Source organism: Ruegeria sp. BG3, assembly GCF_056538485.1.
The window spans coordinates 1-25,716 of record NZ_JBQFTE010000018.1 but is presented as its reverse complement, the minus strand read 5'-3'; the positions used below and the strand labels follow the sequence as shown (position 1 = coordinate 25,716).

Sequence of the window (25,716 nt, the reverse complement as noted above, 5' to 3'; positions counted from 1 at the left end):
AGCCTTTCAGTGAGGAACGGATCCATGTGTCAGGTACCAGCATTTGAACTGAAGATGTCGTGAAGATACCGGATCACGGTGAAAAGTCGAATGTCCGTTTCGTCCGCGAAGCAGAATTTGAGCAGATTTCAGTGAATGTCCGCATCGAGCCCAAAACAGACTATAACTCGAGCAAGTTGTGAGTTTCGCTGGGCTGGGTTTGCAGTTGTAATCTTAGTCGCTAGCAACTCAAATAGCGGATATGGAAGACATCTCTTTTTTGAGGTTGCGGTATCGGTCGCTGCGGCCGTTATTCTGTTTATCTATGCACTGAAAGGTTTTAGCCACGATGTGCAAAAATATGGCGGGCAAGCACTCGCTCAATGGCTTGGGCGCCTCACTCGAAAACCCCTGTCGGGATTTGCGCTCGGCGCTGCACTCACGGCACTTGTTCAATCCTCCAGTGCAGTTTCTGGCATCACAGTCGCGCTGGTCGAAGCAGGAACAATTACATTTCGCGGCAGTCTTCCGGTTTTCCTGGGTGCTAATGTCGGTACGACTTCAACGGCCTGGCTAGTAGCTATCGACGCCAAATTTCTAGGGCCGTTTCTAATCATTATGAGCGCCGTGTTGTCTTTGTTACCGGGCAGGATTTCCCTTTTCGGTCGGTCTATTCTTTATCTCGGCGTCATCCTGCTCACTTTGCAGCTAATCAGTGATGCTGTTGCGCCATTAAAGGATTCGACGGAGATTGCGGAATGGATGGTATACGCCAAGAACCCGCTTGTGGGATTAGCAATTGGCTTTGTTGCCACGGCACTTTTGCAGTCAAGCAGCGTGGTCGTCGGGTTAGGTATCATTGGCGTGCAGCAAGGCCTGCTGACAACAACGGACGTTATCCCAATCGTTGTAGGGTCCAACATCGGCACAACATCTACGGCGCTATTTGCGTCGCTGAGCATGGGCACAATCGCCCGCAAAGCAGCTCAAGCTAACTTACTGTTTAATACTCTTGGCGTATTATTGATATTGCCGTTTTTGGGTAGCTTTTCTGGTTTCGTTGTGGGTGCATTTGGCGACAACGAGATGGCAGTTGCAACTGCTCATCTTCTATTCAATTTGGGCGTTGCGGCGGTTGGCTTCGTGTTTCTTAAACCCATCGCGCAATTCTTGCGGCCGAATCCAAATCGGAATGCTTTTTGAACAATCTTCTTGGAACGCTGCCTTTCTCTAAATCAGAATATACTTAACTGAGATTGGTGCCCAAATGTCGCGCCATGGCCTGGCCAGCTCAAGCTCATGTGCCAACTCATGAAGCATGTGGTCCGAGCCAACAGGTCCGATAGAGTGCGACCCTATCCCCTGCTTTGTCTGCATACCGGACATACAAGCGAATTTGTTGATTGACCCCTTCGAGCTCAAAAGGGTCCTGTTTTTTCCCTAAGCCTGTGTGTTCTCAAATCAGCATTTCGCAGAATCACATCCGGTAGTAGTGTTACGACTTAGGCTTTCATTTCACTGAGGTTTAATCATGCGCGCACTCCCGTTTGTTTCGATTGTCTTGAGCACGGCTTTGGGTTGGTTACCGGCTGCGAATGCTCAGACAGACGAGAAGCCTAACGTCGTTTTCTTGATGGCAGACAATCTGGGCTGGGGTGACCTCGGAACTTACGGCGGCGGCGAAGTCCGTGGCATGCCGACACCGGAAATCGATGCACTGGCAGCAGAGGGTCTCAAGCTGACGCAGTTCTTGGTCGAACCCGGCTGCACACCTACTCGCGCCGCCACGATGACCTCGCGTTACTCGATCCGTTCGGGACTTTCGCTAGCCTTGGTGCGTGGCACGCCGAATACCCTGCAAGAAAACGAATATACGATGGGCGAGATGTTCAGGGATGCGGGGTATGCCACCAATTACCTCGGCAAATGGCATCTTGGCCTCGACACATTCAGCATGCCCCAAAATCAGGGCTTCGACAGCTTCTATGGGATTTTGCATTCAACCGACGAAGTGCAATTTGGCGAAAGGGCGGCACTTGCCGGTTACGAGCTGACAGATGACGAGAGGGCTTATGTCTGGAAAGGCACTGCTGGTTCGGATGGTGAAATTGTTGAAGAGTACACTCCAGACGTCCGTAGAACGATTGATTTCGACCTTACTGATCGTGCTGTTGCTTACATCGAAGAACAGGCCGATATTGACGATCCTTTCTTCTTGTTCCTGTCATTTACGCGTCCGCACTATCCCAGTCTAATGACCCCTGAATGGGAAGGCCGTTCGGTGGCAGGTGCCTATGGTGATGCGGTGATGGAGCTTGACTACAATACCGGACGGGTGCTTGACGCAATCGATGCTGCGGGGTTAGCCGACAACACAATTGTCGTATGGATGAGTGACAATGGTCCATGGAAGACAATGGTATGGCCAGATGGGGGTAGCGCCGGGCCGTTCAGGGGAGAGCTTGGTAGTGCTTGGGAAGGCTCAATTCGGACAGCCGGGATGATCCGTTGGCCGGGTATGATCGAACCCAGTGTATCAGACGAGATGTTCTCGACTATGGACTTCATGCCAAGTTTTGCGGCCATTGTTGGAGCGGAAATGCCTTCAGATAGGCCAATCGATGGTGTGGATCAGTCGGCTTTTCTGCTTGGAGAGCAAGAAAAATCCAACCGTGAAAGTCTGATAACCTTCATAGGCGACGATATGGTCGCTGTTCGTTGGAAGCATTTCCGCATCTACTTCCAAGACGTGGTACAAGCTGGCAATGGTTTTGTGCGTATGGGGGGGTCGCAGGCCAACCGTCTGCCACACAATGGATATCCTCGTATTTACAATATCAAGTCCGACCCCCGTGAAGAAGACGATGTTGGCACATTGGAAACTTGGGTCGTGGGGCAATACATGCGCGTGGTTTTGCAGTACCTTGCGACTTTGGAACAGCATCCCAATCCTCCGGCAAGCAACTTTACTGACTTCTAACTGGCGTGCTGCCGGACTTGGTGCGGATACTGCAACGCCTCAGTAAACCAATGCTTGTCGTGCCCGCAAAACTGGAACTGCAAAGTCTTGTTTTGTAGATCTGCTGCGGGCTGCAATCAGCCGATCATGCTTGCTGCGGAGATCCGCGACACTGAGCCCAAGCCGGACCCGTTCTACCCTTTTGGAAGGACTATCTGAGCCTGTAACCGCACCCTCATACCTTCAGGACCATTGGTAGGTGATGTAGCCCAATAACCGACACCCAATTGCCAATTGACTGGAACTTCCGCAACCGGTGCAAGTTTCGCGATATTGAAGTTTACCGGGATCGACCACTCATCTGACTTCCAGTCGTATGTACTTTCGGATGTGACGCTGAAGGTCCAAGCAGTGGGGGTTGAATAGGATACAAAAGGTTGCAGAAAGCTGCTGCTGGTTGGTGTTGTGGGATTGCTTTCTAAATCCCAAATGTGGTTGGCAAGCGCCCCATAGGTCCAAGGACCTTCCGTCTTCAATGCAATACCTGTTATCCCAGCTGCCCAGGTATCAGTTGAAACTTCGGTTCCGGTAGGAATGCGAAGCACAGGGCCGACACCCCACGTAAGGTTCTGAGTATTGGTTTTTGAGTACCATGCACTGAACAGAATATCACCGAAGCCGCTTTGTGACGTTCCGGGAATAACGTCGTCCTGCCAGATGTATGGAACAATTGTTCTGGTGACGATATTCGCGCCATTCTCCAACGCAAATGGGACAACAGGTTGGAAATTGAAAGTGGTGCGCGAGCCTTGGTCACTTGGTCCGATGTTCTCGTCAAAGTTCAGCTGGAATGGCACTGAGACTATCGCAGCTATGGGGTTAGCGAGTTGTTGGGCTAGTTCTGCGTCATCTTGAGCGGCAGCAGCCGTCCCAAGGCAAATCATCGCCACCTGAAGCATACCTTTCATGTGATGTACCAGTCCTAACGTTGGTCTTGTCATTTATTTCCGGCTACCTTTTTCGCTCTGGTTATTGCACCGGCAACAACTCTAACTCGGGCAAGGTATAAGACTTCATCGCTTCGACATCTGGGCTGTATGCCCGAATTTGAGCGCGCCATCCATCAACGGGGGTAAGCGCATAATTCACATCACGCTCCTCAGCGATTTCACGGCACGTATCGTCCCCGAAGACAATCGTAAAACTCCCATCAGCATTTGCCCGGTATGCCTCACGGTTGGTACTGACGACGTTGTACTCGTCCGTCATTAAGTAATTGTCTTCGTCGTACAATGTGAGAGATGCGAACGCTTCCGCAGGGACTTCGTCAAACGTCGCCGTATAGCACGTATTGGCCTTAGTGCCCTCTGGTGCCCAAGAAGCGTACATCGCTGTGGATTCAGGGCTCAGGCCCCAGGACCCGGCGATGGCATATGTCCACTTTTCCCAATCCGAGACATCCTTGATGTCGAACTGAACGGAGTCGAACATGTCTGGCAGATTGCCCCATTCCACCAAGAGGGCGTCGCGCAGCTCAGCTACGTCTTCCTCGGTCGTGTCTGTTTCAAAGGGGACGGCTGAGTTGGCCGTTATCGCCATCGCTGGCTGTAAGACGTCGTCTATGTAATCGAGGTCTTCTTGGGTTGCGTCTGTGCCAACCCGGACGCCAATGATGACGTAGTCGGTGTCGACATCGTCGCCCGCGTATTCATGAAGCCCTGAGTCCCAAGTGTAATCCACAAAAGTGTGGTTGTAGTCTTGAACATGCAGAGAAATGAAGCGGTCGCCGACATCAGGCAACTCGACCGAGAAGCCTTCGCGCGCATCAATAACAGCAACAGAGTAAACAGTGTCTGCATTCGGCGTAACGACCCACTTATCGGCGGCTTTCGACAGGCCGTCAAAGTGCACGAACTGGTTCAATCCGGCCCGAGACAGCATGTCCATGAAAATCAGGTCCGCCTCTTTGCGCTGGAACTCCATGGCGGTCATCCCGTAATCTGTGGGGTCAACAGCCCAGTCGCTGGAGTCTATGCCAGAAATGATTTCCTCTGCCGTCTTGGTATCGGCGGAAACGGAAAACGCTGAGGCGGATGCAAGCAATGCCGCAAAAACAAGTCTTTTCATAGTCGTGAGTCCTCAAAGCCCAGAGTGCAAAGGTTGGCATAAACTAAATCAACTCGGAAGGGATCGCGGGAGTGGAAGTGTTGCTTTGGTAATAATGTGTTCTTGAATATCATTTCGGCAACCGGTCGAAAGAACACATGCCAGAAACAGAAGCTTTGTCCGCAACACGAGAATCGCCAAGTCGGATTTTGAAGGTCCGCTTCGGGCTGGCTCCGGGCATTTAAAGCAAAAATGCGAATGGCAGCATTGTCCGCAGAGCAGGCACTCATTGAATTCTGCCGAATGACCGCTTCGAGCCCAAAGTTACCAGTAGTGCTTGGGGCACGAAGGTCAGCAATGCGCAGTTAGCAGACATTGCAAATCTGCAAAGCCCACTCTCAATCCGCCAAAGGCGCGATCCTGATCGATAGCCGATTTTTCAACCTTTGCACGCTTTCAAAGCGGAAACTCATTAATTGGATTGTGACGTGCATTTAGAGGCTAAGAAGCATTGGACCTTTGCTGTTGACGGCAAAAAATCAAAAACGCTTTTGGCCATAAGTGAATTCATTCGACGATCTCCACCATGAGACCTTCCGGAGATCGAACCACTGCTTCATAGTACCCGTCGCCCGTTCGCCTCGGTTTGGACACTAGCAGCCCAGCGTGTTTGAAGCGATCTGCGACCTCATCAACTTTCGATACACTACCTACTGAAAAGGCAACGTGTGCCCAGCCACCTTCCTCGTGCGAGCGAGGCTTTACCCATGGTCCTTCCATTAGTTCGATGCGAACGTCATCGTTTGGCAGCATGGCGAAGCGGGAGATAAAGCCGGGACGGTTCACACTCTCATATCGGTCGCTGAGTTCCGCTTCAAAAAACTCCACCCAAAATTTCGAGGAGCGCTCCAAATCTGTTGTCCAAAGAGCAACGTGGTTCAATTTCATCCCAATCTCGCTCGCATCTATTCAGTATTGACGGACGTCGCATAACAGCATATGCGGTTTTTTGCAATATTCTGAAGTTTTCTGCATGAATCTGAATGTCCCAGACACACGACAACTCGAACTGGCTCGGCGCTTGCAGGAAGGTCAGCAAGTCATTGCAGTCGAAGCTGCTAAAGAATTTGACGTGTCAGTTGATACGATCCGGCGGGATATTCTCGCCCTCGAAGCAGAGGGAAAGGCCCAACGCGTTCGCGGTGGTGCAGTGCCTTTGTCCATTCCGGCACCGCCGTTGCATAAAAGACTGTCGGGAGATGTCGCGCCTGACCAGAAGCTGGTATCAGCCGCTATCCGAGAGATCGGCAGTGCGGCGACACTCCTGATCGATGGAGGTACTACAACACTTGCCATAGTCGAACACTTGCCCCACGAAGAGGGTCGCCTTGTGATCACACCGTCGCCCTGGATTGCGATTGCCTGCCAGCGAAAGAACGTCCCGGTTTATGTTTTGGGTGGTAGTCTAAGGCCGCAAGGCGGCATTGCGACCGGAGACACGGCAATCGAACGGGTTGGGGATGTCTCGGCAGATGTTGCCATTCTGGGAGCATGCGGACTGGATGCTGAGTTCGGTTTAAGCTCGGACGATGCAGAAGAAGCCATGATGAAGAAGGCAATGCACCAGGCCGCAAGCCGCACTATTATTGTGACTAGTCACGCGAAAATCGGCCTCAGAGCCCGTCATCGAACAGTAGCGATCCCAGAGATAGATGCCGTTGTCACAGATTCACACAACGCGACAACAGATTTGATCGCATCCCATACGCGTGTGGTGACCAAATGAGCGATAGTTCTCGAGTAAGTGAACCGACCCCGAGAATTGGCCGGCCGACTGATTGTTCGGCGACAAACTCGGCGCGATTAGCCACACGTTTGGCCTTTTTTACGGCAGGTTTTTCTTTGGCCTGTTGTGCGCCCCTTTTCCCCTTTTTCAAAGAATCCGTTGACGTCGACAAAACTCAATTTGGGTTACTCCTGCTTTGTCTTGGATTTGGATCCATAATCGCCATGCCGGTTACCGGTGTCTTGGCAGCACGCAGTGGAGCGCGTCCACTTATTTTGCTTGGAGGCTATGGTTTGATCGCCATGCTTCCCCTTATGGCACTATCGCAAACGCCAATAGCTTTGGGTGCAGCTTTATTCGTTTTCGGAGCGTCACTTGGGACCATCGACGTCGCAATGAATGTACATGGCGCGGAAATTGAAGCTATCGAAAGTCGCCCCCTTATGTCGAATTTTCACGCCCAATTCAGCATTGGTGGGTTTTTGGGAGCTGGTTTGGTTACACTGTTGTTGTCATTCTCCATCCCAGTGCTGACTTGTTCCATTCTGGGGGCTATCGTGGCGTTGGCTTCTATGCTGCTGGCCCGCTCCCGGTTTTTGGAGGTCAGTGGCAAAGATCCGGAACCCATTGTTGTTCCGCGTGGGATTGTTTTGCTTTTGGCCATTTTGGCCGCAATCACGTTTTTGGTCGAAGGTGCCCTGCTGGATTGGGGCGCTCTTCTGATCATTGATCTTGAACTCGCCGAACCCGAGAGCGCTGGCGTGGGCTATATCCTGTTCTCAATCGCAATGGTACTGGCCCGCCTGACTGGTGACCGAATTGTTGAGCGATGTGGAGAATATCTCGTGCTGATGCTTGGCGGATCACTCGCGATCATTGGGATCGCGAGTATTCTTCTGTCGACCAATTCGGTTGTAGCCCTGCTTGGGTTCGTCTCGATTGGGCTCGGAGCCGCGAATGTGGTGCCGATCTTATTCAGCGCTGCTGGACGTCAAAACCTGATGCCACCTGGGATTGCTATCGCCTCGGTTACTACTACGGGATACGCGGGCATCCTTATGGGGCCAGCGTTGATTGGTTTCATATCTGGGGCATCGACGCTGGCGACGGCATTCTGGATGCTTGCGCTGCTAATGGTATCTGTTCCGATTTTCGCGAGACTGGTGGCAAAAGTCTGAACCCAACATAGGCAATAGCCGCGATACGTTTCATCATTATCTACGTAGTGTTTCCAGTATCATATTTCGCGTATTGACGTCGTTGTGGAAAATCCTGTCGGCGAAAACTCATGCCATACGCATTTTAGCGACGAGCCGTTTTGCTTATTCTGGTTTTCCCAACTGATCGCGCGCAATGGCTCGGAGAAAAAGCGTATGAGTACTCGCGACTGGGGCGGCGAAAACAACAGTATTAAGGCTGTTAACCCTTCGGCTCGCTTCACGTCCGCTAACTCAACTTGGTGAATAAAGATCAAGCACGGATAGCACACGTGAACGAGTCTCACGATCTTTCACAAAAAAACGTTCTACGACGCTGCGGGCAGGGAAGTCTGGCCAAGTGTCCAGCATTTCGACAATTGCCTTCTCCGCCCCCACAGTATTACCTGTTTCGTGATAGGCGGTGGCGAGCAAAAAGAGGCTTGGCGGACTCACAGGATGGCCTCGCTCTGCTGCTTTGGAAAAGGCATCGATGACTTCACCATAGTTCTCCAACATAAGTTGTGCAGCCCCATAGATGTTGTTGTATGCGAAACGACCCACGCCTAGTCGAGACCGTTGTGGATTAGAAACTTTGGCCATTAACACAGGATCATCTACAACTAGGGCCGTGATGCCTATCAGATCCAAAGTATGTCCGTCTCGAGGGCTAAGATCCAAGGCAATTCGGGCACGTCTAAGCGCTCCTTCACTATCTCCAGTCACAGCAAGGGTCCAGCCATGAGCGGCTTGCGACCAACCATCCAAGGGATCTAGCGTGGTAGCGCGTTCTGCCATTTCCAAAGCTTCAGCAACTAAAGCGGTTGAAGCGTCAGCATCGCTTGTCAGAAGTGAATTAAGTGTGAGCACCTGGGCCGAACCCGCATAACCTGCAGCAAGTTGCGGATCGAGGTCAATCACATACCGAAACGTTTCCAAGTTAATGGCTTGCCGTCGGAGGTCGAACAAAGGAAAAAACAATCCCCGTGTTTGCTCAGCTAAGTTTGCAGACTGAACACTGGTGAATGACTTCTCCCGAAGCGCAGCCAATTCTGCGGGGCTTTTATTGGTTGCGAACTGTGTGTTCGATTGGGAATCGCGTAGTCCAAAATATCCTAGGACACATGCCAACAAAAGCGTTGTTCCGATGAGCGGTAACAGGAATTTGCGACGCCAGAAACCGCCAGAGTGCGGTGATGCCGACTGACTTTGCCCGCTACTTGGCTTCGTCGCGACGGATGGTTCAAATTGTGGTCGATACCCCCCGGTTTGCATAGTTATGCGTAAAGGGTCTGATTTGCCCGCGTCACTGTAGTAGTTCTCCAAGGCACGCCTAAGGCGACGGGCCTCAACCCGAACGAGGTTTAGTGCCCCACCGGTCTCGTCAAGCTCCTTATCGTAGACATCTGTCGCGATAACTTTGCCCTTTATGGAGCGCCCATGACCGTCAAGTTCCTGTTCGACAATGTATCTTAGGAAGGACTGCAGCCTGGGTGAGCCAGCAAACTCTGCGGATGAAAGGACCCGCTCAAGTGTTCGCCTAATTTCTTCAGCCTCCATCATTTCCCCAGACTCACATCCATTTTCTTATTTTTTTCAGTGTTTTAATGACCATACCGCCTCTCTGAATCTAAGCTGAACTCACCCCTAGCTCACCGTAACTCACTTTCTTTCCGCTCCACCCACCTTCTAACATATTGGCTAAAGTGAATACAAAAAGGCCACACTCAACCATGAACTGCAGGGAACTCCACGCCCTCATACCTGAGTATTCCGAGGCGGCTCTGTCCCGAGCGCTAAGGAACGGAAATGTACGTGAGGCGGTGGAAGACCTTGATGAAGTTCTTAGGCATGTAGCCCTCTCACCAGAAAAGTCTCCTGTACGAAAAGAATGGGAGACGGTTCGAGACGAGCTGCTGTCCGAAATTCGACGACTTACGCAGAGGCTCAGCGATGCTAGTTGATATCGGCGATGGTTAGGAAACGCAGGTCCTTGTCTTCAGGAACCAAGAAAAAACAAAAAACTGTGCACCAAAAAACTCTCGGAGGATCCAAAAATGAGCCAATCACGCAACCCTTACGGGCAACGCCCCGGCGGTGGCATTACGCTGCCGGAGTATTTCCGGCCGACACCCGGCTGTACAAGCAACAACTTTTTCCCACCCAACGAGCTTTTGCCAAAAGGCGAGATGCGGATTTGTTTTCCGGGTAGCACGCCTTGGCCTCCGACGATGGTACAGTCCGGCACATGCATTGTCTTGGAGCTGGGGAACGGTACTCCATTCCCGCGCCGCCTGTTCTTTGATTTCGGCAATGGCTGCGTAAGGAATATTATTCAGCTTGGCATTTTGCCGCCGATGGTGCGCGACATCTTCATCAGCCACTTGCACGTCGACCACTATGCAGACTTGCCCTACTTCATGCCGTTCCGCGCATGGTCGGGAGGCTGGCGCAACGGTTTGCGCATTTTCGGCCCATCAGGTGACCGGCCAGAGACGGGCACCCAATATATGGTCGACAAGATGCATGAGATGATGACATGGCATCTTGAGAACTTTGACCACTGCCCGATTGGCGCCGGCTACGACACCGAAGTTGTCGAGTTCGACTACAAAGACGAAGGCGGTGTGGTTCTGGAAGAACCCGGTTTGAAAGTCACGCACTGGGCGCGAAGCCACGTGAAAAGCGGTGCGTCAGCATATCGCGTGGATTGGGAAGAAGCCGGATTGTCCTTTGTCTGGACAGGCGACGGGCGCCCTGATGAAAGCACAATCGAGTTTGCGAAAGGCTGCGATATTTTCGTGACCGAAGGACAAGCCGATCTACCGCAACTACTCAACTACAAATACGGCACGCCCAAAGAAGTTCTGGAATTCACTCTGGATACCTACCACACGCCTTACTATGCGGCGGGATATCTGATGAACGAAATTCAACCTCGGGCCGGTGTGATCTGCCACTACACCGAGGAATCGGCGGGCGAAGCCATCGCGGAAATTCGCGCGCATTGGGATGGTCTATTCCTCTTTGGTGGACCAGACACCAAGGTAATCAACGTCACAAAGGATCGTATCTGGGAACGTATGGCCCTGCGTCCGGAAATGCCGGCGATGCAACCACCAGATCCCAGAACGATACCGTTCCCGGATGGCGAGATGCCGGATTACATTCAGATTCCGAAACCGCGTTTGCCGCGTGAGGAACAACAGGATGCCTTCCTGCGGGAACGGGAACTAGATCCGGCCCTCTACATGCCTGAGGACGTACTCCGTCCACTGACGCAGCACTACGACGAAGAAACTTTCCGCTTCGACCTCCACGCCCTGATTGCTGCGCGCGATCATACGGATTGATCTGATTATTGACCAACAATAAGCGCCGCGTTTCTAAGCCACGCGGCGCGATCACAGTTCTTGCAAAGGATGCAGCCATGAACAACGCCCCAAAAGAACCTGTCCCGCTCACGATCCTAACAGGGTTTCTGGGTGCGGGGAAAACTACTCTGCTGAACCGAATTTTAAAGGGTGAACATGGGTTGAAAATTGGCATTCTTGTGAATGATTTCGGCTCGATCAATGTCGATGCAGAACTGGTTGTCGACGTCGAAGATGGGATGATTAGCCTCGCGAACGGCTGCGTCTGTTGTCAGATCCGAGATGATCTCGTTGAGTCGGTCGCAGCGTTGATCGAGCGTGATGATCCCATTGAGTACATACTGCTTGAAGCCAGCGGAGTTGCAGATCCGGCAAGCATCTATATGACCTTCGTGGATTCAGCATATCGCGATCTGATACGGCTTGACAGTGTGACGTGTGTCGTCGACGCCGACCAAGTCTTTACCTATGACGACCCGGACCTTGCCAAGCTCAAGCTGCAGCAGATCGGATTTGCGGATCTTGTAATCCTAAACAAAGTTGATTTGGCAGGAGTCGAGGAAACTGCAAAGGTAAAGAGGTGGATAGACGGCTTCTTCTCAAGGGTTCGCATCGTTCCTGCCGTCAAATGTAACGTTCCACTCGAAATCCTGCTGTCTGTCGGTCGTTTCGATGTTTCGCGCGCAATGGCTGATCAAGCGCATAGCCACGACCACGAACATCATCATAAGCACAATCACGGTTCTTTCTTTAGCACCTGGAGTTATACGCGCAACGCGCCATTGCAGCGCAGAGCATTGGAACGAATGATCAAGAGAGAACTGCCTTCAAATATCTATCGCTGCAAGGGATTTGTTTACCTGGATGACGACCCGAACAGCCGTTATTTGCTGCAAGTTGTCGGGCGGCGGGTCGAGTTGACAAAAGACCGCCCTTGGGGGGGCGAGGATCCGGCAAACCGGATCGTTGCCATCGCACACAAAACAACTCTTGATCAAGCGCACTTGTGTGAGTTGTTCGATACTTGCTCTGGTTCGTCTGTCGGGAACGAAAATAGCGAAGTTGTAACTGTCGCAACAGGATAGTTACCATGCATGAGTTGGAAATCCTGATCGTTCAAGCGGCGAGCTACATCCAGGTTCTATTCGAAGCGGCGAGCGTCATCGTTGTTGCTGCTGGAGGCATCGCCTTTGCACGAGCGTTCATTATGCATCGGAAGTCGGATGCCGAGCCTGTCGCACGGCGCATCCTTGGAAAATACCTGATTGTGGCGCTCGAACTGCAACTAGGCGCGGATATTATAGCGACTGCAACAGACCCAACAATCGAAGAATTGGCGAAACTGACAGCCATCGCCTTCGTCCGAACCTTTCTCGACTATTTCCTCGTTCGGGAAATTCGCGAGGAGAGAGTCGAGGATAAACCAAGTGAAACCTGATTTTCTAACTGAGGCCCCCAATGGACTTTGACGACGAGGACATGGCGCAGCGTTCTAACAATCAGTTGGCCGGCGAACGAACAGATCTGGCGTTCGAGCGGTCCCGGCTCGCTTCGGACAGGACGACCATGGGATATATGAGAACGGCTACGTCGCTCGTTGGTTTTGGCTTCTCTATACCCGCACTATTCAGAATTTTGACTGATGTACCTGGGTTGGAAGAGGTTCCGATAGAACATGCACGTTTTGTCGGATTATTCATGCTGATACTGGCGGTAATAATGCTATCTGTCGCCATCATACAGCAAATTACTTTTCTTAAGCGGATCTCTGATATCTCCGGAAAGCCATTTCCGATTTCACCTGCGCTGGTCTCAGCCGGGTTGATCTTGGCGGTCGCTATTTACGCTACGATCAGCATCCTTTGGAATGTGGAACCGCTGTGATGGAGTCGCCGCTGCCGTTTGAGCAATCCGTCACCCTATTCATCCATATCTTCATTACTCTGGCCATGCTTTGCATCGGGATGAGTGCAACGCTACGCGAAATGGGTGCTGCGGTTCTGGAACGCGAAAAGCTCACGCACCTGCTTGCTGCAAACGTCTTTATACCGCCCGTCATTGCAATCCTGATTATCGGGATTTTCCCCCTACCCAGACCGGTCAGCGCCGTTTTGTTTTTGTTGGCGGTCGCCCCCGGCGGCATCAACGCTGTCCAGTTTTCGACCAAAGCGCCGGGACAAGTCAGCGCGGCCGGGGCCCTGCTGGTTTTACTTTCAATCATCGGCTTGGTTCTTGCGCCGTCGGCCGCTCAGGTCGTTTTGCCAACCGCCGCGCTGGAACGTGTCGCTTGGGACCAACTAATGATCCGCATCGTGGGTGTGATCGGAATTCCCTTGCTTCTTGGGATTTTGATCCGACGATTTTACCCGGATGTCGCCGAGCATATCTACAAACCGGCAATGCTTATATCGACAGTCTCCTTCATTGCATCTGTCGTAGCAAGTATCAGCATCCGGCAGGAAGCCGCTGTTGGATTAGGACCTTCGAGCCTGATCGCGATATTGGTTTTCATTCTGTCCCTAATGGCGCTCGGCTGGTTTTTAGGCGGCGAGAATAAGGAGTATCGGCAGGTACTTGCGACCTGCACAAACCTTCGCAATGTCGGTCTTGTCTATCTACTTGTGGATGCGTGCTGCTTTGATCCGGCCTATTCAGCGAGCGTTCTGGCCTTCATGATGCTGATGGTTCCAATCAACCTTTTGTTCACTATTGCCTGCGCAGTGGCAAGAAAACGGCATAGCCAATCTGGTAGTGATGACAGAGGCTCCAATACATGACGATTGGGCGAACGACATCGCGAAAATATCTTGCAACCATGCTCGCTATTGCTGCTTCCACTTCTTGGGCTCAGACCGGAGAAGACGAAAAACTATCGGATGATCCGACAAAGATCGTAACGAAAATCGGCGTTCGTTATAGTGACTTTGGCACCGTATTCGGCTCGGTTGTTTTCGGGCCCGTAACGAAGATCAACGTCTCGGTCTCAGAAGACGATCAGTGGCGCGTTGGTGGCTCTTATCTCTTCGATTTTGGAATAGTTAATTTCTCAGCGTCCGAGCAAGAGCTGGAAGGCGGCGTCAAACAAACGCAATACGCCATAGGGACCTTTGTGCCGCTTGCCGCGTTGGGCTTTCAGCCTAAAGGATGGCTTTTGTTCCCAGCACTGGGAGCAAACTATACCGACGGTCGGATCGGCGATAGCGATATTGAGTTTGCTGATGCCTTTCCCGCTGAAATTGCCAGCAAGGGCGGTTATGTCGGTATACTTGGCCTCAAGCCATTGTCAGAACGATGGGTTGTGAAGACCGGTGGTGTCCTATCTGCCGGTTCCAACGATTACTCTGGGTACACCGTTGGTGCGGGCGTTACCTTCAATGCGTCGCCGAACGACAGCATCAGCGTATTTGGCAGCCATATCGACAACACTTTCGGAACACGTGATCTGGTTGGTATCAGCTATACGCACGAGTTTTGACGGCAACTGAACAAAAGAAACACGGTGAGGGCAATTCACGATGCTCATTATTCTCGGTCTTTATTTTGGTATTGTTTGGCTGGTTTTTGCGAAGCTCAAAATCCTGCCTTGGAACGGGTTCTTCAAGACAGTCGTGTACGGTGGAGCTTTGGTCATCGCGTTGGTTGTTGTTGGAGCCTTAAACCACACGACACCATCCGGGACTGTGTCCGTGCAAGGTGCTGTCATCAACATTGCACCGAACGTATCCGGCCCAGTCACTGAACTAGCGGTCACGGCAAACCAACCGGTGGCGAAGGGTGATGTGTTGTTTCGAATAGATGACACCACCTACGCGGCTGAAGTTGCCCGACTTCAAGCCTCGCTCGCATCAGCACAGTCCGCAGCAGACCAGTTGCAGACAGACTATGAGGCGGCGCTTGCAGAAATTGATTCTCTTGAAGCCCAACTTTCTTTCGGTGTGCAGCGTCGCGATGACATCGTCCAGCTTACCGGACGCGGTGCTGCAGCTGAGTTCCAATTGCAGGAAGCCGTTTCAACGATTGAGCAACTTGAAGCCGGGCTGCGAGCAGCACAAGCGCGTAGGCAGAGCCTCGAACGACGCATCGCGGCTCAGGTGGACGGAGTCGACGTCGGTGTCGTTGAAGTTCAGGAGGCGCTGGCCCAAGCTGAGTGGGCGTTGCAGCAGACGGTCGTTCGAGCGCCGGATGACGGTGTTGTAACGGCGCTCTCACTCCGCCCAGGCAATCGTGTTACTACGTTACAAGGCGCCGTGAATTTTCTACTCCCTTCAGATCGGCTGCTCATTGCGGCGTTGCCGCAAAGCAGCTATCCCAACGTGGCCGTTGGCGATACGATCCGGATTGCTTTGGGCACTATGCCAGGTCAGGAATTTGAGACCACAATACGGTCAATCCCTCCGGGAACACGAGAGGGCGCGTTGGATACGAGGGGCGGGCTGCCTAGCATGCGCGAACTTACAGGCGCGTCGAGCTACATCGTAACTATCGATATCCCAGAAGGCCTTCCGTCTGATCGTGCACAGCTTGGTGTGTCAGGAACCGCATTGGTAATAACCGAAGGGGCTGGCGCAATCTCAGTGCTGGCGGAAATCCTGTTTTGGATCAACAAGAAACTCAATTACATCTGAGCCCAAATTCGACAAAAGGGGTAACCCGGCCTTGCAAACATAGGAAACTAAATGCGGCTGATCAGAGTATGCTTGATTGCGACAACAGTGATTGCACTCACCGTAGTTTGCTTAAGGTTGGCTTTTCCGCTGCCTGAGCAGAATTTTTCGCGGCAAACGCTGAAACTGGACGCCGATTGGGCTGGAGCATTGGGCGAAACCATTCAATATGCTCTTAATCGCAACCCCGGTCTCGACGGAGTTCGGCCTTTGGGCGATGGACGCGCTGCATTTGCAGCCAGGGCTATCCTTGCGAGAGAAGCGACCTCCTCAATCGATGCGCAATACTATATATGGCAAGATGACGTAACAGGTCTCATGCTCCTTGACGAGCTTAGGGCGGCAGCAGAACGCGGTGTTCGCGTCAGACTACTGGTCGATGACAACGGTATCTCAGGGTTGGACGATCTACTTTCAGAGCTAGACACGCTCCCCAACGCGAATGTGCGTATTTTCAATCCATTTACGCTGAGAAAACCCAAGTTGCTCTCTTACGCATTTGACTTCAGCCGACTAAACCGGCGGATGCACAATAAGTCGATGACTGTCGATGGGGTCGCAACGATTGTTGGGGGGCGCAACATCGGCGACATCTATTTCGACTATGGGGGTGGAACGCACTACCTTGATTTAGATGCGATTGCCATCGGGCCGATTGTGGACGATGTTTCGAAATCATTCGACGCTTATTGGAACAGTGCATCTTCTTACGATGCTGGACTATTCTTAGATCCTCCAGCCGTAGGCAGTCTGCAAGCTAAGGCGGATGCGGCACGGCGAACCGCCGTTGGCGCAGGTTACCAAAAGGCAATTCAGGAAAGTGAACTGGCCGACAACATCGCAGCACATACTCTGAAGTTTGATTGGAGCGAGGTTACACTTTTTGTCGACGATCCGGCGAAGGGCTTGGGCGAAGTCAAAAGTGAAGACCTATTGGTCGAACAACTGATCGAATTCGCTAAGAGCTCACGGACCTCACTGGACCTTGTTTCGGCATATTTTATTCCTGGCGAAAGAGGCTCTAAGGTCTTGGAGGAGTTGGCCAAGTCAGGTGTTAGGGTCCGTATCTTGACCAATTCTTTGGACGCGACAGACGTCATGCCAGTTCACGCTGCGTATATGCGTTACAGATATGATTTGTTGAATAGTGGAGTAGAACTGCTGGAGCTACGAGCCTTGCGGCGGGAACATCGCGACAGAAGCCTGCCAGAGATCCTAGCTGGGTCGGCATCAGGGCTGCATGCAAAAACCTTTGGGGCGGATGGCGAGCGGATCTTTATTGGCTCTTTTAATCTCGATCCAAGGTCTGCGCATCTCAACACTGAAATGGGCATCATGATCGAAAGTCCAACGATTGCTGCATCACTGACAGAGCAATTGAACAAACCGGAATTTTCGTATCGCGTTGAGCTCGATAACAGCAATGAAATGATTTGGGTTCAAGAAGAGCAAGATGGCACAGTCATTGTGCATACTACGGATCCGGAAACCAATGGCCTACAGAGAGGTCTTACTACAGTCGTCAGGTGGCTTCCGGTAGAATGGATGCTATGAGCAGTTTTTTGAATTGGTTGTATCATTGAAAAGGTCATGCTCCCTCTTCCATTCCGTACCAATGCGCCTTTTTAGTCTTCAACGTAGCGCTAGACTGTTTCAGATTTTGCCGATTTTGACCAAGAAAGAGAGTGCATGGAGCTAGGTTGGACAGAATTGCTTTTGACTTTTTTGGTAGGCATGGGGCCGCTAAAAGCAATGTTGGTGTTTATCGAGAAAACAGAAGAATACGATACTAAAACCCGCGACAAGGTGGCGTTCGTCGCTGTCGCAACGGCGGTAGGTTCTGCGTTGGCCCTGTTAGTATTGGGCGCAGGCTTACAGTCGCTCTTGCATTTTAGCCTTGGGTCGCTGGGGTTGTCCGGCGGGCTTATTCTACTGTTATTCTCCGTACGGTTAATTTTGGAAACAAAAGACGATGAAACGTCAGAAACTCAAGATCCTGTAGATCTAGCAGTATCTCCAATTGGTCTGCCACTCATCCTCAATCCCGTAGGGGTAGTGGCGCTTGTGACCTTTTCGGCAGAGGCGACTGACATGGCCGCTTTGGTTAATGTCGGTATCGCAATATTGGTCATTGGCGTGGTGGACATATTGGTTCTGTTGGGAGCCGGTCGGCTTGGCATATTCATTCCACATGCAATGATCGCGCTGTTGGAAAAGCTATTTGCAATTCTTGTTGCTGCACTTGCCGTGGAAATCATGGTTGATGGTGCGCGATCATTGGGTCTTTTGTGATGACGTTTTATGAGTTCACATGCCGCGCTAGGCTTTCACTTTTCCACAGCCAGATAAACCACACGCCCGAAGGCGAACGGCGGCCTGGTCCGCATGCCGGAAGTTACAAAGTTCAGTTTTGAAGGTCCGCTTTGGGCTGCCTCCAGTCATCTAAACGGGAGGCGGCGAAGGTCGACTAAAGCGCCCAAAAGCAGTCGCTACCTTCGTTCTCAGAGTTTGTACGGATGGCAAATGTCGGGATTCTATTCTTCCAGAAGCTATGTGCTATTGGCGAATGTCATCCTTCACCAGACTTAAAACAATATCCGTTATCATGTCCTCGACAACATTGTTTTCCACAGCCAAAGATCGCGCTGTCACAGAATATCCCTCAAAATAAGGAACTAAGAGGGCCTTCACCTTTTCACGATCAGCCGTGTCTAATTCGTCGCTAAGTGCATATTCCGCCATGAGATCGGCAAAGCGGCGATAGTAATCCATTAGGGAGTTATCAACGACTTCATTTCTGCTTGATATTGCCCAAATCTCGCGGAATGCGCGGCACATGTCGCTAATCTGCTGACCGTGCGATAGACCCGCGGTCACGAGAAACCGGACGCGTTCGCGCTCGCTCTCCGCTATGCTTTCTTCAGTCAATTTTTGTAGGCTTTTCGCACATTCGTCGAAGTATTGCGCGACCATTGCGATAAGAACATCGTCGCGAGACTTGAAGTAATACTGCACGTTGCTCAATCGCATACCGGCGCAATCGGCGATCCGGCGCATCGTAAGACCTGCGTCTCCTGTCTCGATCAAGAGTTTGAGCGCGCATTCCAGAATCTGCGCTTCTTTTGCTGATCTGTTTCTGGCTGTAACTATCTGATCCACCTTATATCTTTCAATCCCAGTTACGTGTTTCGACATTTCTTTTGCTCGCTCCACAAATTAAGGGATTGATCTAATTGGTCAAGTGACCTAGTAATTTTGGTCACTTGACCAAATTGAGAGAATCCCCATGATCCAAGCATTGCGCACACCGGAAATCCGTTTTGAAGGACTGTCTGAGTATCCCTTCCAACCGCACTACTTTGATGACCTGCCCGGGTATGAAGGACTGCGCGGTCACTACATCGACGAAGGGCGCACTGATGCGCAGGAGGTGTTCCTCTGTCTGCACGGTGAACCCAGCTGGAGCTACATCTATCGAAAGATGATCCCAGTTTTTGTCGGCGCTGGAGCGCGCGTCATTGCACCGGACTGGCTGGGATTTGGTAGGTCCGACAAACCCGTTGATGATGAGGTCTACTCATTCCACTTCCATCGCGACTACATGCTGGCGCTGATCGAGCGTCTTGATCTACGCAACATTACACTCGTAGTGCAGGACTGGGGTGGTGTGCTTGGCCTTACGTTGCCTATGGAAATGCCAGAGCGGTTCAAGCGGCTTTTGATCATGAACACGGGGCTCATGGCAGGCCCGGTCGATATGCCGGCCTTCGACGCGTGGCAGGCGGACATCGACTCTGATCCGGACGTTCCTATCGAATTCATCATGCAAAAGAATGAACCCAGCATCTCGGTGGCCGGAGCGGCTGCCTATGGCGCCCCGTTCCCGGATGCAACCTACAAAGCCGGCGTTCGTAAGTTCCCCCACCTGATCGCACGCTCCATGGATGCGCCCGGCGTGGATACTTCGCAAAAAGCGGCTCAATTCTGGTCGTCTGAGTGGGCCGGCGAGAGCTTCATGGCTATCGGCATGAAGGATGAAATGCTCGGCCCAAACGTGATGAACCACCTGCGTACGTTCATCAAGGGCTGTCCGGACCCTCTGGAAATTCCTGAGGGTGGGCACTTCGTGCAGGAAGCGGCAGGGCCTTTGATCGCTGAACGTGCCTTGACCCATTTTGGTCTAAACAAGACCTGACTTCGCACGTTGAACAAAAACCGAATTAGAATTGCTGGAGAGATCTATGAGCAATGAAATCCTCGTCATCGGTGCCACGGGAAAAACAGGGAAAAGGGTCGCGGAGCGACTGGAGGCGCGCGGCTTAGCCGTAAGATACGGAACACGGCGAAGCGCTATTCCGTTTGATTGGGAAAACCCTGAAACATGGCGGGCATCTTTAGCGGGAACAAAATCGGCTTACGTCGCCTATTCTCCAGATCTCGCCGTGCCCTCCGCCCACGGCGTAATTGCAGCCTTTGTCAAAGCCGCGGAAGAGGCCAGGCTTCACCGTGTCGTCATGCTGTCAGAGCGCAATGAGCCGCGTGCTCAGGCGTGCGAGAAATTGATCAAGGACTCTTCTCTTGAATGGACAATCCTTCAACCCAGTTGGTTCATGCAAAACTTCAGCGAAGGCGGGTTCCTTGAAAGCGTTCTTGCTGGCGAGGTCTCGGCCCCCGACTCTGGAGCAAAGGAACCGTGGGTTGATCTGGAAGACGTAGCGGACGTAGCCGTCGCAGCCCTATTGGAGGAGGGCCACGTCGGACAAGTGTATGAAATCACCGGCGCTGACTTGCTCACTTGGGACGAAGCGGTGGCGGAAATTGCGGCCGTGACCGGGCAAGACATTGCGTACAAAACAATCACACCCAAGGAGTTTGAAGCAACGCTGATCGCCGCTGGGTTTCCGAATTCGGATGCTGAATTTGTTGCCGAGCTTGTTGCGCAAATACTCGATGGGAAAAACGCTAGTACTTCAGATGGCCTTCAGCGCTCATTGGGCCGTGAACCCAGAAGTTTCCGACAATTTGCAGAAGCAGCAAATGCGGTCGGGTGTTGGCCTTGATCATTATTACAATGGTCAGACCTCTTGCGGCACAAGACGAGTGTCCGCAAAGTCAAGCGAGCTGCCCAAAGACGACATCCGGCAACCCGGACATTCGTTGCGGGTGTGTTGGCCTTGGTTTGAGTACACTGCGGAGGTTATGAGACGCAATACTACTTCAACACTCTGGAGCTATTGCCTTTGTGCTAGAGCTTCATCCAGTGCCGCTTGGCAATGGATCAAAGTAGTGTCGAAAACTGGAACCGTGACGTTGGTTGAGTTGAGCAGCATCCCAACCTCCGTGCATCCCAGGATAAGAGAGTCTGCTCCGGCTTCTGCCAAGCGCGATGCGATCTCGACATAGGTGCTACGGTTGTTCTCAGTCGTGATATCTTTGCAAAGCTCGTCATAGATGATCCGGTGCGTCTCAGCGCGGTCATCATCGTTTGGGACAAGCGGTTCCAACCCAGACGCTCTCAGACGATCTGTGTAAAACGCCTGCTCCATGGTGAACGCTGTGGCCATCAGTCCAGGGCGTTGAAGTCCAGCATATTGAATTGCTTTTGCTGTGGCATCAGCAATATGGATCAAAGGAATGCCGACATCTTCCATCATTTGATCGGCCAGCTTGTGCATGGTGTTTGTGGCCAGGATCAAAAGGTCCGCACCACCTCGCTCCAGAGCGAGGGCCTCCCGGTTTAGGATGTCACCGGCCTCACGCCAAGACCCCTTGGCCTGGAGCACTTCGATCTCCGCAAAATCCAACGACCTGATCAACAATTGAGGGGAATGCAGTCCGCCCAGTCTTTCGCGGGTGAGATCACAAAGCTCATGATAGTAGAGTTGCGTCGATACCGCCGACATGCCGCCCAAAATGCCAATCGTTTTCATTGTCGTTCTTCCCCTGTCGCTTGGATCTCTAATCTCAGGAAGCTGGATTGACCTCAAATACAGCCTCAACTTCGACTGGAGCGTTGAAAGGCAGGCTGGACACCCCAACGGCGGAACGGGAGTGTCGTCCAATATCTCCAAGCACCTCAACGATGAGGTCGGAGGCTCCGTTGGCAACCTTTGGGTGCTCTTCGAAGTCGGGAGTTGCTGCGACAAAGACGGTCAGCTTTCGGCAAGAGACGATCCGGTCCATGTCTCCGTCCAACGCGGCTGATACCTGGGCGAGGACATTGATCGCACAGGTGCGGGCAGATTGGTATGCGTCCTCAACTGATATCGAACTGCCAAGAGTTCCTCGGTTTGCCAGTGACCCGTCCACAAACGCGATTTGTCCGGACACATGGAGAGTGCCATCTGGGCTCATGTGCGTAGGAACGTAATTGGCCACGGCGGCTACGGCGTCAGGAAGTTGAATGCCAAGGTCTTCTAAGCGTTGATTGATAGACATGGGATATCGAGCAGGTGCTCGCCTCTATTGGAAAACGATTTTCAGGGTTTCAGACAGTCTGTCGAGATCATTGCCGGTAACATGCAGGTATGGTGCGAACCGCAGGGAACTGCCGCGGCGGCTGAGGTAGACATTGCGCTCGGCCAAGCTGGGGAGGAGCGTCTCCGGAATGCCGCCTTCGAGCCCCGCTCCGAGGATGTTGGGGCTCCGGACCCCTTTAGGTACGGGCACAAAGCCGAACGGCTCCAGTATCGCCGCGATGCTGTCATTGATGGCTTCAAGGGTCTCAGCGATGTTGGCCACGCCCCAATCAGCAATCTGCTCCAAGGCCACAACGCCACCGGGCAGGATCGAGGGGATGTTCTTTTGACCCATCTCAAACCGACAGGCTCCCACCTGGTATTGGTCGTTGTACTGAACGAGGTTCTCAAACACTTCGGCATCGGCCCGGCTGAGCCATGTCTCTTCCAAAGGCCGCGCATCGTGCCACTCGGGATCGGCTTAGAAGAGGCTGAGGCCATACGGGCAAAGCAACCATTTGTATCCGGCGGAGATTAGGAAGTCCGGTTTCAGTGAAGCGATGTCGATTGGTTTGGCCCCTAACGACTGCGTGACCTCAAGGATGAAGTAAGACCCCACTGAACGGGCCGCTTCAGCGATCTTGTCGAGGTCAAGCAGAGCGCCATTGGTCCAATGGCAGTTGGGAATGGCAACCAGCTTGGTCTTGGGCGTGATGCGGTCCAGGACGGCTTGGGTCCATCCGAAGTCCTCTGGCGTTGGCACGACGACAAACTCGGCCCCGGTTTCTTGACCCAGGCGCTGCCACGGTAGGTAATTGGACGGGAATGCCTCGTCCAACACGATGATCTCATCCTGATCTGACAGGTGCCCTTCCAAGATACGAGCCGCCGTTGACGATCCATAACTGGCGGACGGCGTAACGGCAAAATTGTCGGCGCTGACGCCAAATGCTCTGGATGCGGCAGCACGAAAAGCCTCGGCATCCTCAAAGAAATGGTTGGGTTTGCGTTCCCAAGGGCGACATTTGGAAAGGGCGCCCTCAACCAGAGCCTCTCCAGCCTTCTTCAGCAGGGGCGCATTATACGAACAGTTGAAATACGCCAAGTCTGACGGGATATCGAACAGGTGCCTTTGTGACGGGATCGTCGCCATCTCTCGTCGCCTCTTTTGATCAGTGATATAGAACAAATATCTGATTGTATCATATTGAAGGGTCAATAATTTCATTGTATATAAGACAATGATTTTCCCTTCATATCTGAAGCGTCCTTGCGAAACCTTAGCTATGCAATACAATCTCTGTATTGTTCAAAGTGCGGATCGCCCAATGCGAGCAAAGTACAAAGACGTAGCGGCCGACCTGGTACGAGATATCCGCAGCGGGGCGCTGAAGCCGGGTGACCGGCTGCCAACACACAGGGAACTTGCGCATCGACACGGGCTGTCTTTGGGCACCGCAACGAAGGTGTTCTCCGAGATGGAAGCAATGGGTCTTACAATTGGCGAAGTCGGGCGTGGAACCTTCGTCCGCATGAATGCCGATGCCCGCGCGATGGAGTTTTCCTACGAAACTCCGGGTGAAGCGGTGGTGGACTTCAGCAAGAACCACCTGGTTCTGCCCGAGCAGGACGGCATCTTTAAAGATGCGATTGCAAAGGTGCTGGCCGATCCTGGCTGTGATGTACTCGATTACCGGAACAATCCGGGGGCCGAGTATGACAGGCTGACAGCGTGGCGATGGCTCAACGAAGGTCGCGTAAGGCCAATCGAGAACCATGAGGCGATCACCATTTGTAGCGGTGGGCAACACGCCTTGATGTTGGCATTGATGGCAACCTGCCGTCCGGGGCAAGTCGTGGCAGTTGAGCGTCTGACCTATCCGATGGTGCGTTTGGCTTGTGAGATGCTCCGCTTGGACGTTGTAGAAGTGGACGCCGACGGTGAAGGAATAATCCCTGAAAGCTTTGATCGGATTTGTCGAAAGCACGATGTCTCGGCACTTTTCAGTATCCCCAACGTACAAAACCCGACTTCGACCACGCTGCCGATGGAACGCCGTTCAGAAATCGTGAATATCGCCGAGACGAATGATGTCATGGTTATCGAAGACGACGCCTATGGCTTCCTGCTCGAAAAGCCGCCAAAGTCATTCGCTGAACTTGCCCCAGATCGGACGCTCTACATCCGAACACTCTCCAAGAGTTGGGCTCCTGGCCTGCGAGTGTGCTTCCTCGTTTCTCCAGACAGCTACAGAGACGCCGTGGACCGTGCTCAACGTGCCTCCGTGTGGATGAACGCACCACTTATGGCCTCAGTTGCCTCCGAGATCATTGCATCCGGTCAATACAAGGCGGTCGTGCGTGCCAAGCGCAAAGAGGTTTTCAAACGCCAAGCGATCTTACGTCGTGTTCTTGATGGCATGGAGGTCGTAACAGAATCACAAAGCATGCATGTGCTGCTACCTCTGCCGTCCAACGCTCGGCAAGACTGGGTGGTAGAAGCTCTCGCTGAGGCAAATGTGCTAGTGTCCCCCGCTTCTCTGTTTGCAGCAAAAGGCGAACGCTCCGGACTGCAAAATGGGCTTAGGTTGTGTATCGGCGCGCCTCGGGATCGAGCGACCACGGAAAGCGCACTGATAACTATTCGAACAGTGGTACAGGCTTCACAGAACAAACGGGCTTGGCGTTGAGCTGGCATTGCGTCTTGGACTCGAAAGGGGGGAATGTCTGCCAAGCCGGAATTGCAAAGTCTTGGATTGAAGGTCCGCTTCGGGCTGACTGCGGTCCTTTGGAGTAAATATGCGGATGGCTGCAAAGTCCGCATAGCAGTCGTTCGATTTTATTGCTGCGAAAGACTGCTTCGAGCCCAAAGCAGACTACCAGATATCCGATCTCAGTAGTTGGCTGAAGAACCAAACTGTCGTTGATGAACTTTGAGATGCAGATTTCAGATCGACAGCAAGTTCACCGAAAAAAATATGAAAGTCTTCACCTGAAAATCTCTACCATTCGTTCTCGAGAGTGGTAATTGAATCAACCCAAAAGAATGACGTCTGACACTACGCTGGTATCGCAACAATCCCAGCGGCGTATCAGCTTCCCAGACCCACTGATTTGACCTCTCGCAAATGCAATCCGAGCATCAGTAAGGTCGGCCAGAGGAGATAGGTTTGGATTTCGACGTTCTCTCCAAA

The 25,716-nt window shown here is 52.4% G+C and carries 25 protein-coding genes; 16 read left to right on the top strand and 9 right to left on the bottom strand.

The features are described from left to right. The first annotated feature begins 135 nt into the window (after positions 1-135). Together ACR0AI_RS21730 and ACR0AI_RS21725 are read left to right on the top strand one after the other, a co-directional pair. Positions 136-1,182, top strand: coding sequence for a Na/Pi cotransporter family protein (locus tag ACR0AI_RS21730; protein WP_480677150.1), 1,047 nt, complete (start codon positions 136-138; stop codon positions 1,180-1,182). 328 nt (positions 1,183-1,510) lie between these two features. After that, on the top strand, positions 1,511-2,959 hold the full coding sequence (locus ACR0AI_RS21725) for an arylsulfatase (RefSeq protein ID WP_480677152.1): 1,449 nt from the start codon (positions 1,511-1,513) through the stop codon (positions 2,957-2,959). Between the two features lie 173 nt (positions 2,960-3,132). On the opposite strand, the gene ACR0AI_RS21720 is transcribed toward ACR0AI_RS21725, so the two are convergent. The 3 genes from ACR0AI_RS21720 to ACR0AI_RS21710 form a co-directional block, all read right to left on the bottom strand. Further along, positions 3,133-3,906, bottom strand: coding sequence for a transporter (locus tag ACR0AI_RS21720; RefSeq protein WP_480677154.1), 774 nt, complete (start codon positions 3,904-3,906; stop codon positions 3,133-3,135). Positions 3,907-3,967: 61 nt separating this feature from the next. Continuing rightward, positions 3,968-5,065, bottom strand: coding sequence for a DUF1254 domain-containing protein (locus tag ACR0AI_RS21715; RefSeq protein ID WP_480677156.1), 1,098 nt, complete (start codon positions 5,063-5,065; stop codon positions 3,968-3,970). 546 nt (positions 5,066-5,611) lie between these two features. After that, complete coding sequence (locus tag ACR0AI_RS21710; protein WP_480677158.1) at positions 5,612-5,992, bottom strand: VOC family protein; 381 nt, start codon at positions 5,990-5,992, stop codon at positions 5,612-5,614. Between the two features lie 85 nt (positions 5,993-6,077). Here ACR0AI_RS21710 and ACR0AI_RS21705 point away from each other — a divergent pair, with 85 nt between their 5' ends. Further along, positions 6,078-6,830, top strand: coding sequence for a DeoR/GlpR family DNA-binding transcription regulator (locus ACR0AI_RS21705; protein ID WP_480701493.1), 753 nt, complete (start codon positions 6,078-6,080; stop codon positions 6,828-6,830). Continuing rightward, positions 6,827-8,008 carry an MFS transporter gene (locus tag ACR0AI_RS21700; RefSeq protein WP_480701491.1) on the top strand — a complete coding sequence of 394 codons (1,182 nt, stop codon included), beginning with the start codon at positions 6,827-6,829 and terminating at the stop codon, positions 8,006-8,008. The genes ACR0AI_RS21705 and ACR0AI_RS21700 overlap by 4 nt, the downstream gene beginning before the upstream one ends. Positions 8,009-8,281: 273 nt before the next feature. Here the strand turns inward: ACR0AI_RS21700 and ACR0AI_RS21695 are convergent, their stop codons facing one another. After that, entirely contained in the window at positions 8,282-9,589 is a 1,308-nt protein-coding gene (locus ACR0AI_RS21695) for a tetratricopeptide repeat protein (RefSeq protein ID WP_480677164.1), read from the bottom strand. 494 nt (positions 9,590-10,083) lie between these two features. On the opposite strand from ACR0AI_RS21695, the gene gntH reads away from it, so the two are divergent. From gntH to ACR0AI_RS21650, 9 genes are all read left to right on the top strand, one after another. Next, on the top strand, positions 10,084-11,379 hold the full coding sequence (gene gntH / locus ACR0AI_RS21690; RefSeq protein WP_152456705.1) for a guanitoxin biosynthesis MBL fold metallo-hydrolase GntH: 1,296 nt from the start codon (positions 10,084-10,086) through the stop codon (positions 11,377-11,379). Positions 11,380-11,456: 77 nt separating this feature from the next. Beyond that, positions 11,457-12,485, top strand: a complete 1,029-nt coding sequence (locus ACR0AI_RS21685) for a CobW family GTP-binding protein (protein WP_480701489.1) — start codon at positions 11,457-11,459, stop codon at positions 12,483-12,485. A 5-nt stretch (positions 12,486-12,490) separates the two neighbouring features. After that, on the top strand, positions 12,491-12,838 hold the full coding sequence (locus ACR0AI_RS21680) for a DUF1622 domain-containing protein (RefSeq protein ID WP_152456707.1): 348 nt from the start codon (positions 12,491-12,493) through the stop codon (positions 12,836-12,838). Between the two features lie 20 nt (positions 12,839-12,858). Continuing rightward, positions 12,859-13,284 carry a YidH family protein gene (locus ACR0AI_RS21675; RefSeq protein WP_480677167.1) on the top strand — a complete coding sequence of 142 codons (426 nt, stop codon included), beginning with the start codon at positions 12,859-12,861 and terminating at the stop codon, positions 13,282-13,284. After that, positions 13,284-14,177 (top strand): bile acid:sodium symporter family protein, encoded by an 894-nt coding sequence (locus ACR0AI_RS21670; RefSeq protein ID WP_480677168.1) that lies wholly within the window; start codon positions 13,284-13,286, stop codon positions 14,175-14,177. The genes ACR0AI_RS21675 and ACR0AI_RS21670 overlap by 1 nt, the downstream gene beginning before the upstream one ends. Further along, entirely contained in the window at positions 14,174-14,875 is a 702-nt protein-coding gene (locus tag ACR0AI_RS21665; protein WP_480701487.1) for a hypothetical protein, read from the top strand. Before ACR0AI_RS21670 ends, ACR0AI_RS21665 begins: the two co-directional genes overlap by 4 nt. A gap of 40 nt (positions 14,876-14,915) precedes the next feature. Next, the gene (locus ACR0AI_RS21660) at positions 14,916-16,025 is read left to right on the top strand and encodes an HlyD family secretion protein (RefSeq protein WP_480677170.1); all 1,110 of its coding nucleotides are present in this window, start codon (positions 14,916-14,918) and stop codon (positions 16,023-16,025) included. 51 nt (positions 16,026-16,076) lie between these two features. Further along, the gene (locus tag ACR0AI_RS21655; RefSeq protein ID WP_480677171.1) at positions 16,077-17,618 is read left to right on the top strand and encodes a phospholipase D family protein; all 1,542 of its coding nucleotides are present in this window, start codon (positions 16,077-16,079) and stop codon (positions 17,616-17,618) included. A gap of 135 nt (positions 17,619-17,753) precedes the next feature. After that, a complete protein-coding gene (locus ACR0AI_RS21650; protein ID WP_480677172.1) occupies positions 17,754-18,356 on the top strand; it encodes a MarC family protein in 603 nt (200 codons plus the stop codon). Between the two features lie 264 nt (positions 18,357-18,620). Here the strand turns inward: ACR0AI_RS21650 and ACR0AI_RS21645 are convergent, their stop codons facing one another. Beyond that, on the bottom strand, positions 18,621-19,259 hold the full coding sequence (locus tag ACR0AI_RS21645; protein WP_480701485.1) for a TetR/AcrR family transcriptional regulator: 639 nt from the start codon (positions 19,257-19,259) through the stop codon (positions 18,621-18,623). A 91-nt stretch (positions 19,260-19,350) separates the two neighbouring features. Between ACR0AI_RS21645 and ACR0AI_RS21640 the strand changes: the two genes are divergently transcribed. Together ACR0AI_RS21640 and ACR0AI_RS21635 are read left to right on the top strand one after the other, a co-directional pair. Next, complete coding sequence (locus ACR0AI_RS21640) at positions 19,351-20,259, top strand: haloalkane dehalogenase (protein WP_480677174.1); 909 nt, start codon at positions 19,351-19,353, stop codon at positions 20,257-20,259. A gap of 46 nt (positions 20,260-20,305) precedes the next feature. Then, the gene (locus tag ACR0AI_RS21635; protein ID WP_480677175.1) at positions 20,306-21,124 is read left to right on the top strand and encodes an NAD(P)H-binding protein; all 819 of its coding nucleotides are present in this window, start codon (positions 20,306-20,308) and stop codon (positions 21,122-21,124) included. A gap of 171 nt (positions 21,125-21,295) precedes the next feature. Here the strand turns inward: ACR0AI_RS21635 and ACR0AI_RS21630 are convergent, their stop codons facing one another. From ACR0AI_RS21630 to ACR0AI_RS21615, 4 genes are read right to left on the bottom strand one after another with little or no spacing between them, the layout of a single operon-like run. Then, positions 21,296-21,994 carry an aspartate/glutamate racemase family protein gene (locus ACR0AI_RS21630; RefSeq protein WP_480677176.1) on the bottom strand — a complete coding sequence of 233 codons (699 nt, stop codon included), beginning with the start codon at positions 21,992-21,994 and terminating at the stop codon, positions 21,296-21,298. Positions 21,995-22,028: 34 nt separating this feature from the next. Next, positions 22,029-22,502: a RidA family protein gene (locus tag ACR0AI_RS21625; RefSeq protein ID WP_480677177.1), complete on the bottom strand. Its 474-nt coding sequence runs from the start codon at positions 22,500-22,502 to the stop codon at positions 22,029-22,031. A gap of 24 nt (positions 22,503-22,526) precedes the next feature. Next, positions 22,527-22,973 (bottom strand): hypothetical protein, encoded by a 447-nt coding sequence (locus ACR0AI_RS21620; RefSeq protein WP_480677178.1) that lies wholly within the window; start codon positions 22,971-22,973, stop codon positions 22,527-22,529. Positions 22,974-23,003: 30 nt separating this feature from the next. Next, complete coding sequence (locus ACR0AI_RS21615) at positions 23,004-23,675, bottom strand: aminotransferase class V-fold PLP-dependent enzyme (protein ID WP_480677179.1); 672 nt, start codon at positions 23,673-23,675, stop codon at positions 23,004-23,006. A 133-nt stretch (positions 23,676-23,808) separates the two neighbouring features. Between ACR0AI_RS21615 and ACR0AI_RS21610 the strand changes: the two genes are divergently transcribed. Beyond that, entirely contained in the window at positions 23,809-25,212 is a 1,404-nt protein-coding gene (locus ACR0AI_RS21610; protein ID WP_480677180.1) for an aminotransferase-like domain-containing protein, read from the top strand. Positions 25,213-25,716: the final 504 nt, after the last annotated feature.

Bases quoted from the DNA above. Each gene is read 5' to 3' on its own strand.
- ACR0AI_RS21645 (WP_480701485.1), bottom strand. From the start codon at position 19,259: ATGTCGAAACACGTAACTGGGATTGAAAGATATAAGGTGGATCAGATA.
- ACR0AI_RS21625 (WP_480677177.1), bottom strand. From the start codon at position 22,502: ATGTCTATCAATCAACGCTTAGAAGACCTTGGCATTCAACTTCCTGAC.
- ACR0AI_RS21665 (WP_480701487.1), top strand. From the start codon at position 14,174: ATGACGATTGGGCGAACGACATCGCGAAAATATCTTGCAACCATGCTC.
- ACR0AI_RS21730 (WP_480677150.1), top strand. From the start codon at position 136: ATGTCCGCATCGAGCCCAAAACAGACTATAACTCGAGCAAGTTGTGAG.
- ACR0AI_RS21635 (WP_480677175.1), top strand. From the start codon at position 20,306: ATGAGCAATGAAATCCTCGTCATCGGTGCCACGGGAAAAACAGGGAAA.
- ACR0AI_RS21720 (WP_480677154.1), bottom strand. From the start codon at position 3,906: ATGAAAGGTATGCTTCAGGTGGCGATGATTTGCCTTGGGACGGCTGCT.
- ACR0AI_RS21685 (WP_480701489.1), top strand. From the start codon at position 11,457: ATGAACAACGCCCCAAAAGAACCTGTCCCGCTCACGATCCTAACAGGG.
- ACR0AI_RS21630 (WP_480677176.1), bottom strand. From the start codon at position 21,994: ATGAAAACGATTGGCATTTTGGGCGGCATGTCGGCGGTATCGACGCAA.
- ACR0AI_RS21640 (WP_480677174.1), top strand. From the start codon at position 19,351: ATGATCCAAGCATTGCGCACACCGGAAATCCGTTTTGAAGGACTGTCT.
- ACR0AI_RS21695 (WP_480677164.1), bottom strand. From the start codon at position 9,589: ATGATGGAGGCTGAAGAAATTAGGCGAACACTTGAGCGGGTCCTTTCA.
- ACR0AI_RS21670 (WP_480677168.1), top strand. From the start codon at position 13,284: ATGGAGTCGCCGCTGCCGTTTGAGCAATCCGTCACCCTATTCATCCAT.
- ACR0AI_RS21655 (WP_480677171.1), top strand. From the start codon at position 16,077: ATGCGGCTGATCAGAGTATGCTTGATTGCGACAACAGTGATTGCACTC.
- ACR0AI_RS21660 (WP_480677170.1), top strand. From the start codon at position 14,916: ATGCTCATTATTCTCGGTCTTTATTTTGGTATTGTTTGGCTGGTTTTT.
- ACR0AI_RS21680 (WP_152456707.1), top strand. From the start codon at position 12,491: ATGCATGAGTTGGAAATCCTGATCGTTCAAGCGGCGAGCTACATCCAG.
- ACR0AI_RS21700 (WP_480701491.1), top strand. From the start codon at position 6,827: ATGAGCGATAGTTCTCGAGTAAGTGAACCGACCCCGAGAATTGGCCGG.
- ACR0AI_RS21650 (WP_480677172.1), top strand. From the start codon at position 17,754: ATGGAGCTAGGTTGGACAGAATTGCTTTTGACTTTTTTGGTAGGCATG.
- ACR0AI_RS21705 (WP_480701493.1), top strand. From the start codon at position 6,078: ATGAATCTGAATGTCCCAGACACACGACAACTCGAACTGGCTCGGCGC.
- ACR0AI_RS21615 (WP_480677179.1), bottom strand. From the start codon at position 23,675: ATGGCGACGATCCCGTCACAAAGGCACCTGTTCGATATCCCGTCAGAC.
- ACR0AI_RS21715 (WP_480677156.1), bottom strand. From the start codon at position 5,065: ATGAAAAGACTTGTTTTTGCGGCATTGCTTGCATCCGCCTCAGCGTTT.
- ACR0AI_RS21710 (WP_480677158.1), bottom strand. From the start codon at position 5,992: ATGAAATTGAACCACGTTGCTCTTTGGACAACAGATTTGGAGCGCTCC.
- gntH (WP_152456705.1), top strand. From the start codon at position 10,084: ATGAGCCAATCACGCAACCCTTACGGGCAACGCCCCGGCGGTGGCATT.
- ACR0AI_RS21675 (WP_480677167.1), top strand. From the start codon at position 12,859: ATGGACTTTGACGACGAGGACATGGCGCAGCGTTCTAACAATCAGTTG.
- ACR0AI_RS21725 (WP_480677152.1), top strand. From the start codon at position 1,511: ATGCGCGCACTCCCGTTTGTTTCGATTGTCTTGAGCACGGCTTTGGGT.
- ACR0AI_RS21610 (WP_480677180.1), top strand. From the start codon at position 23,809: ATGCAATACAATCTCTGTATTGTTCAAAGTGCGGATCGCCCAATGCGA.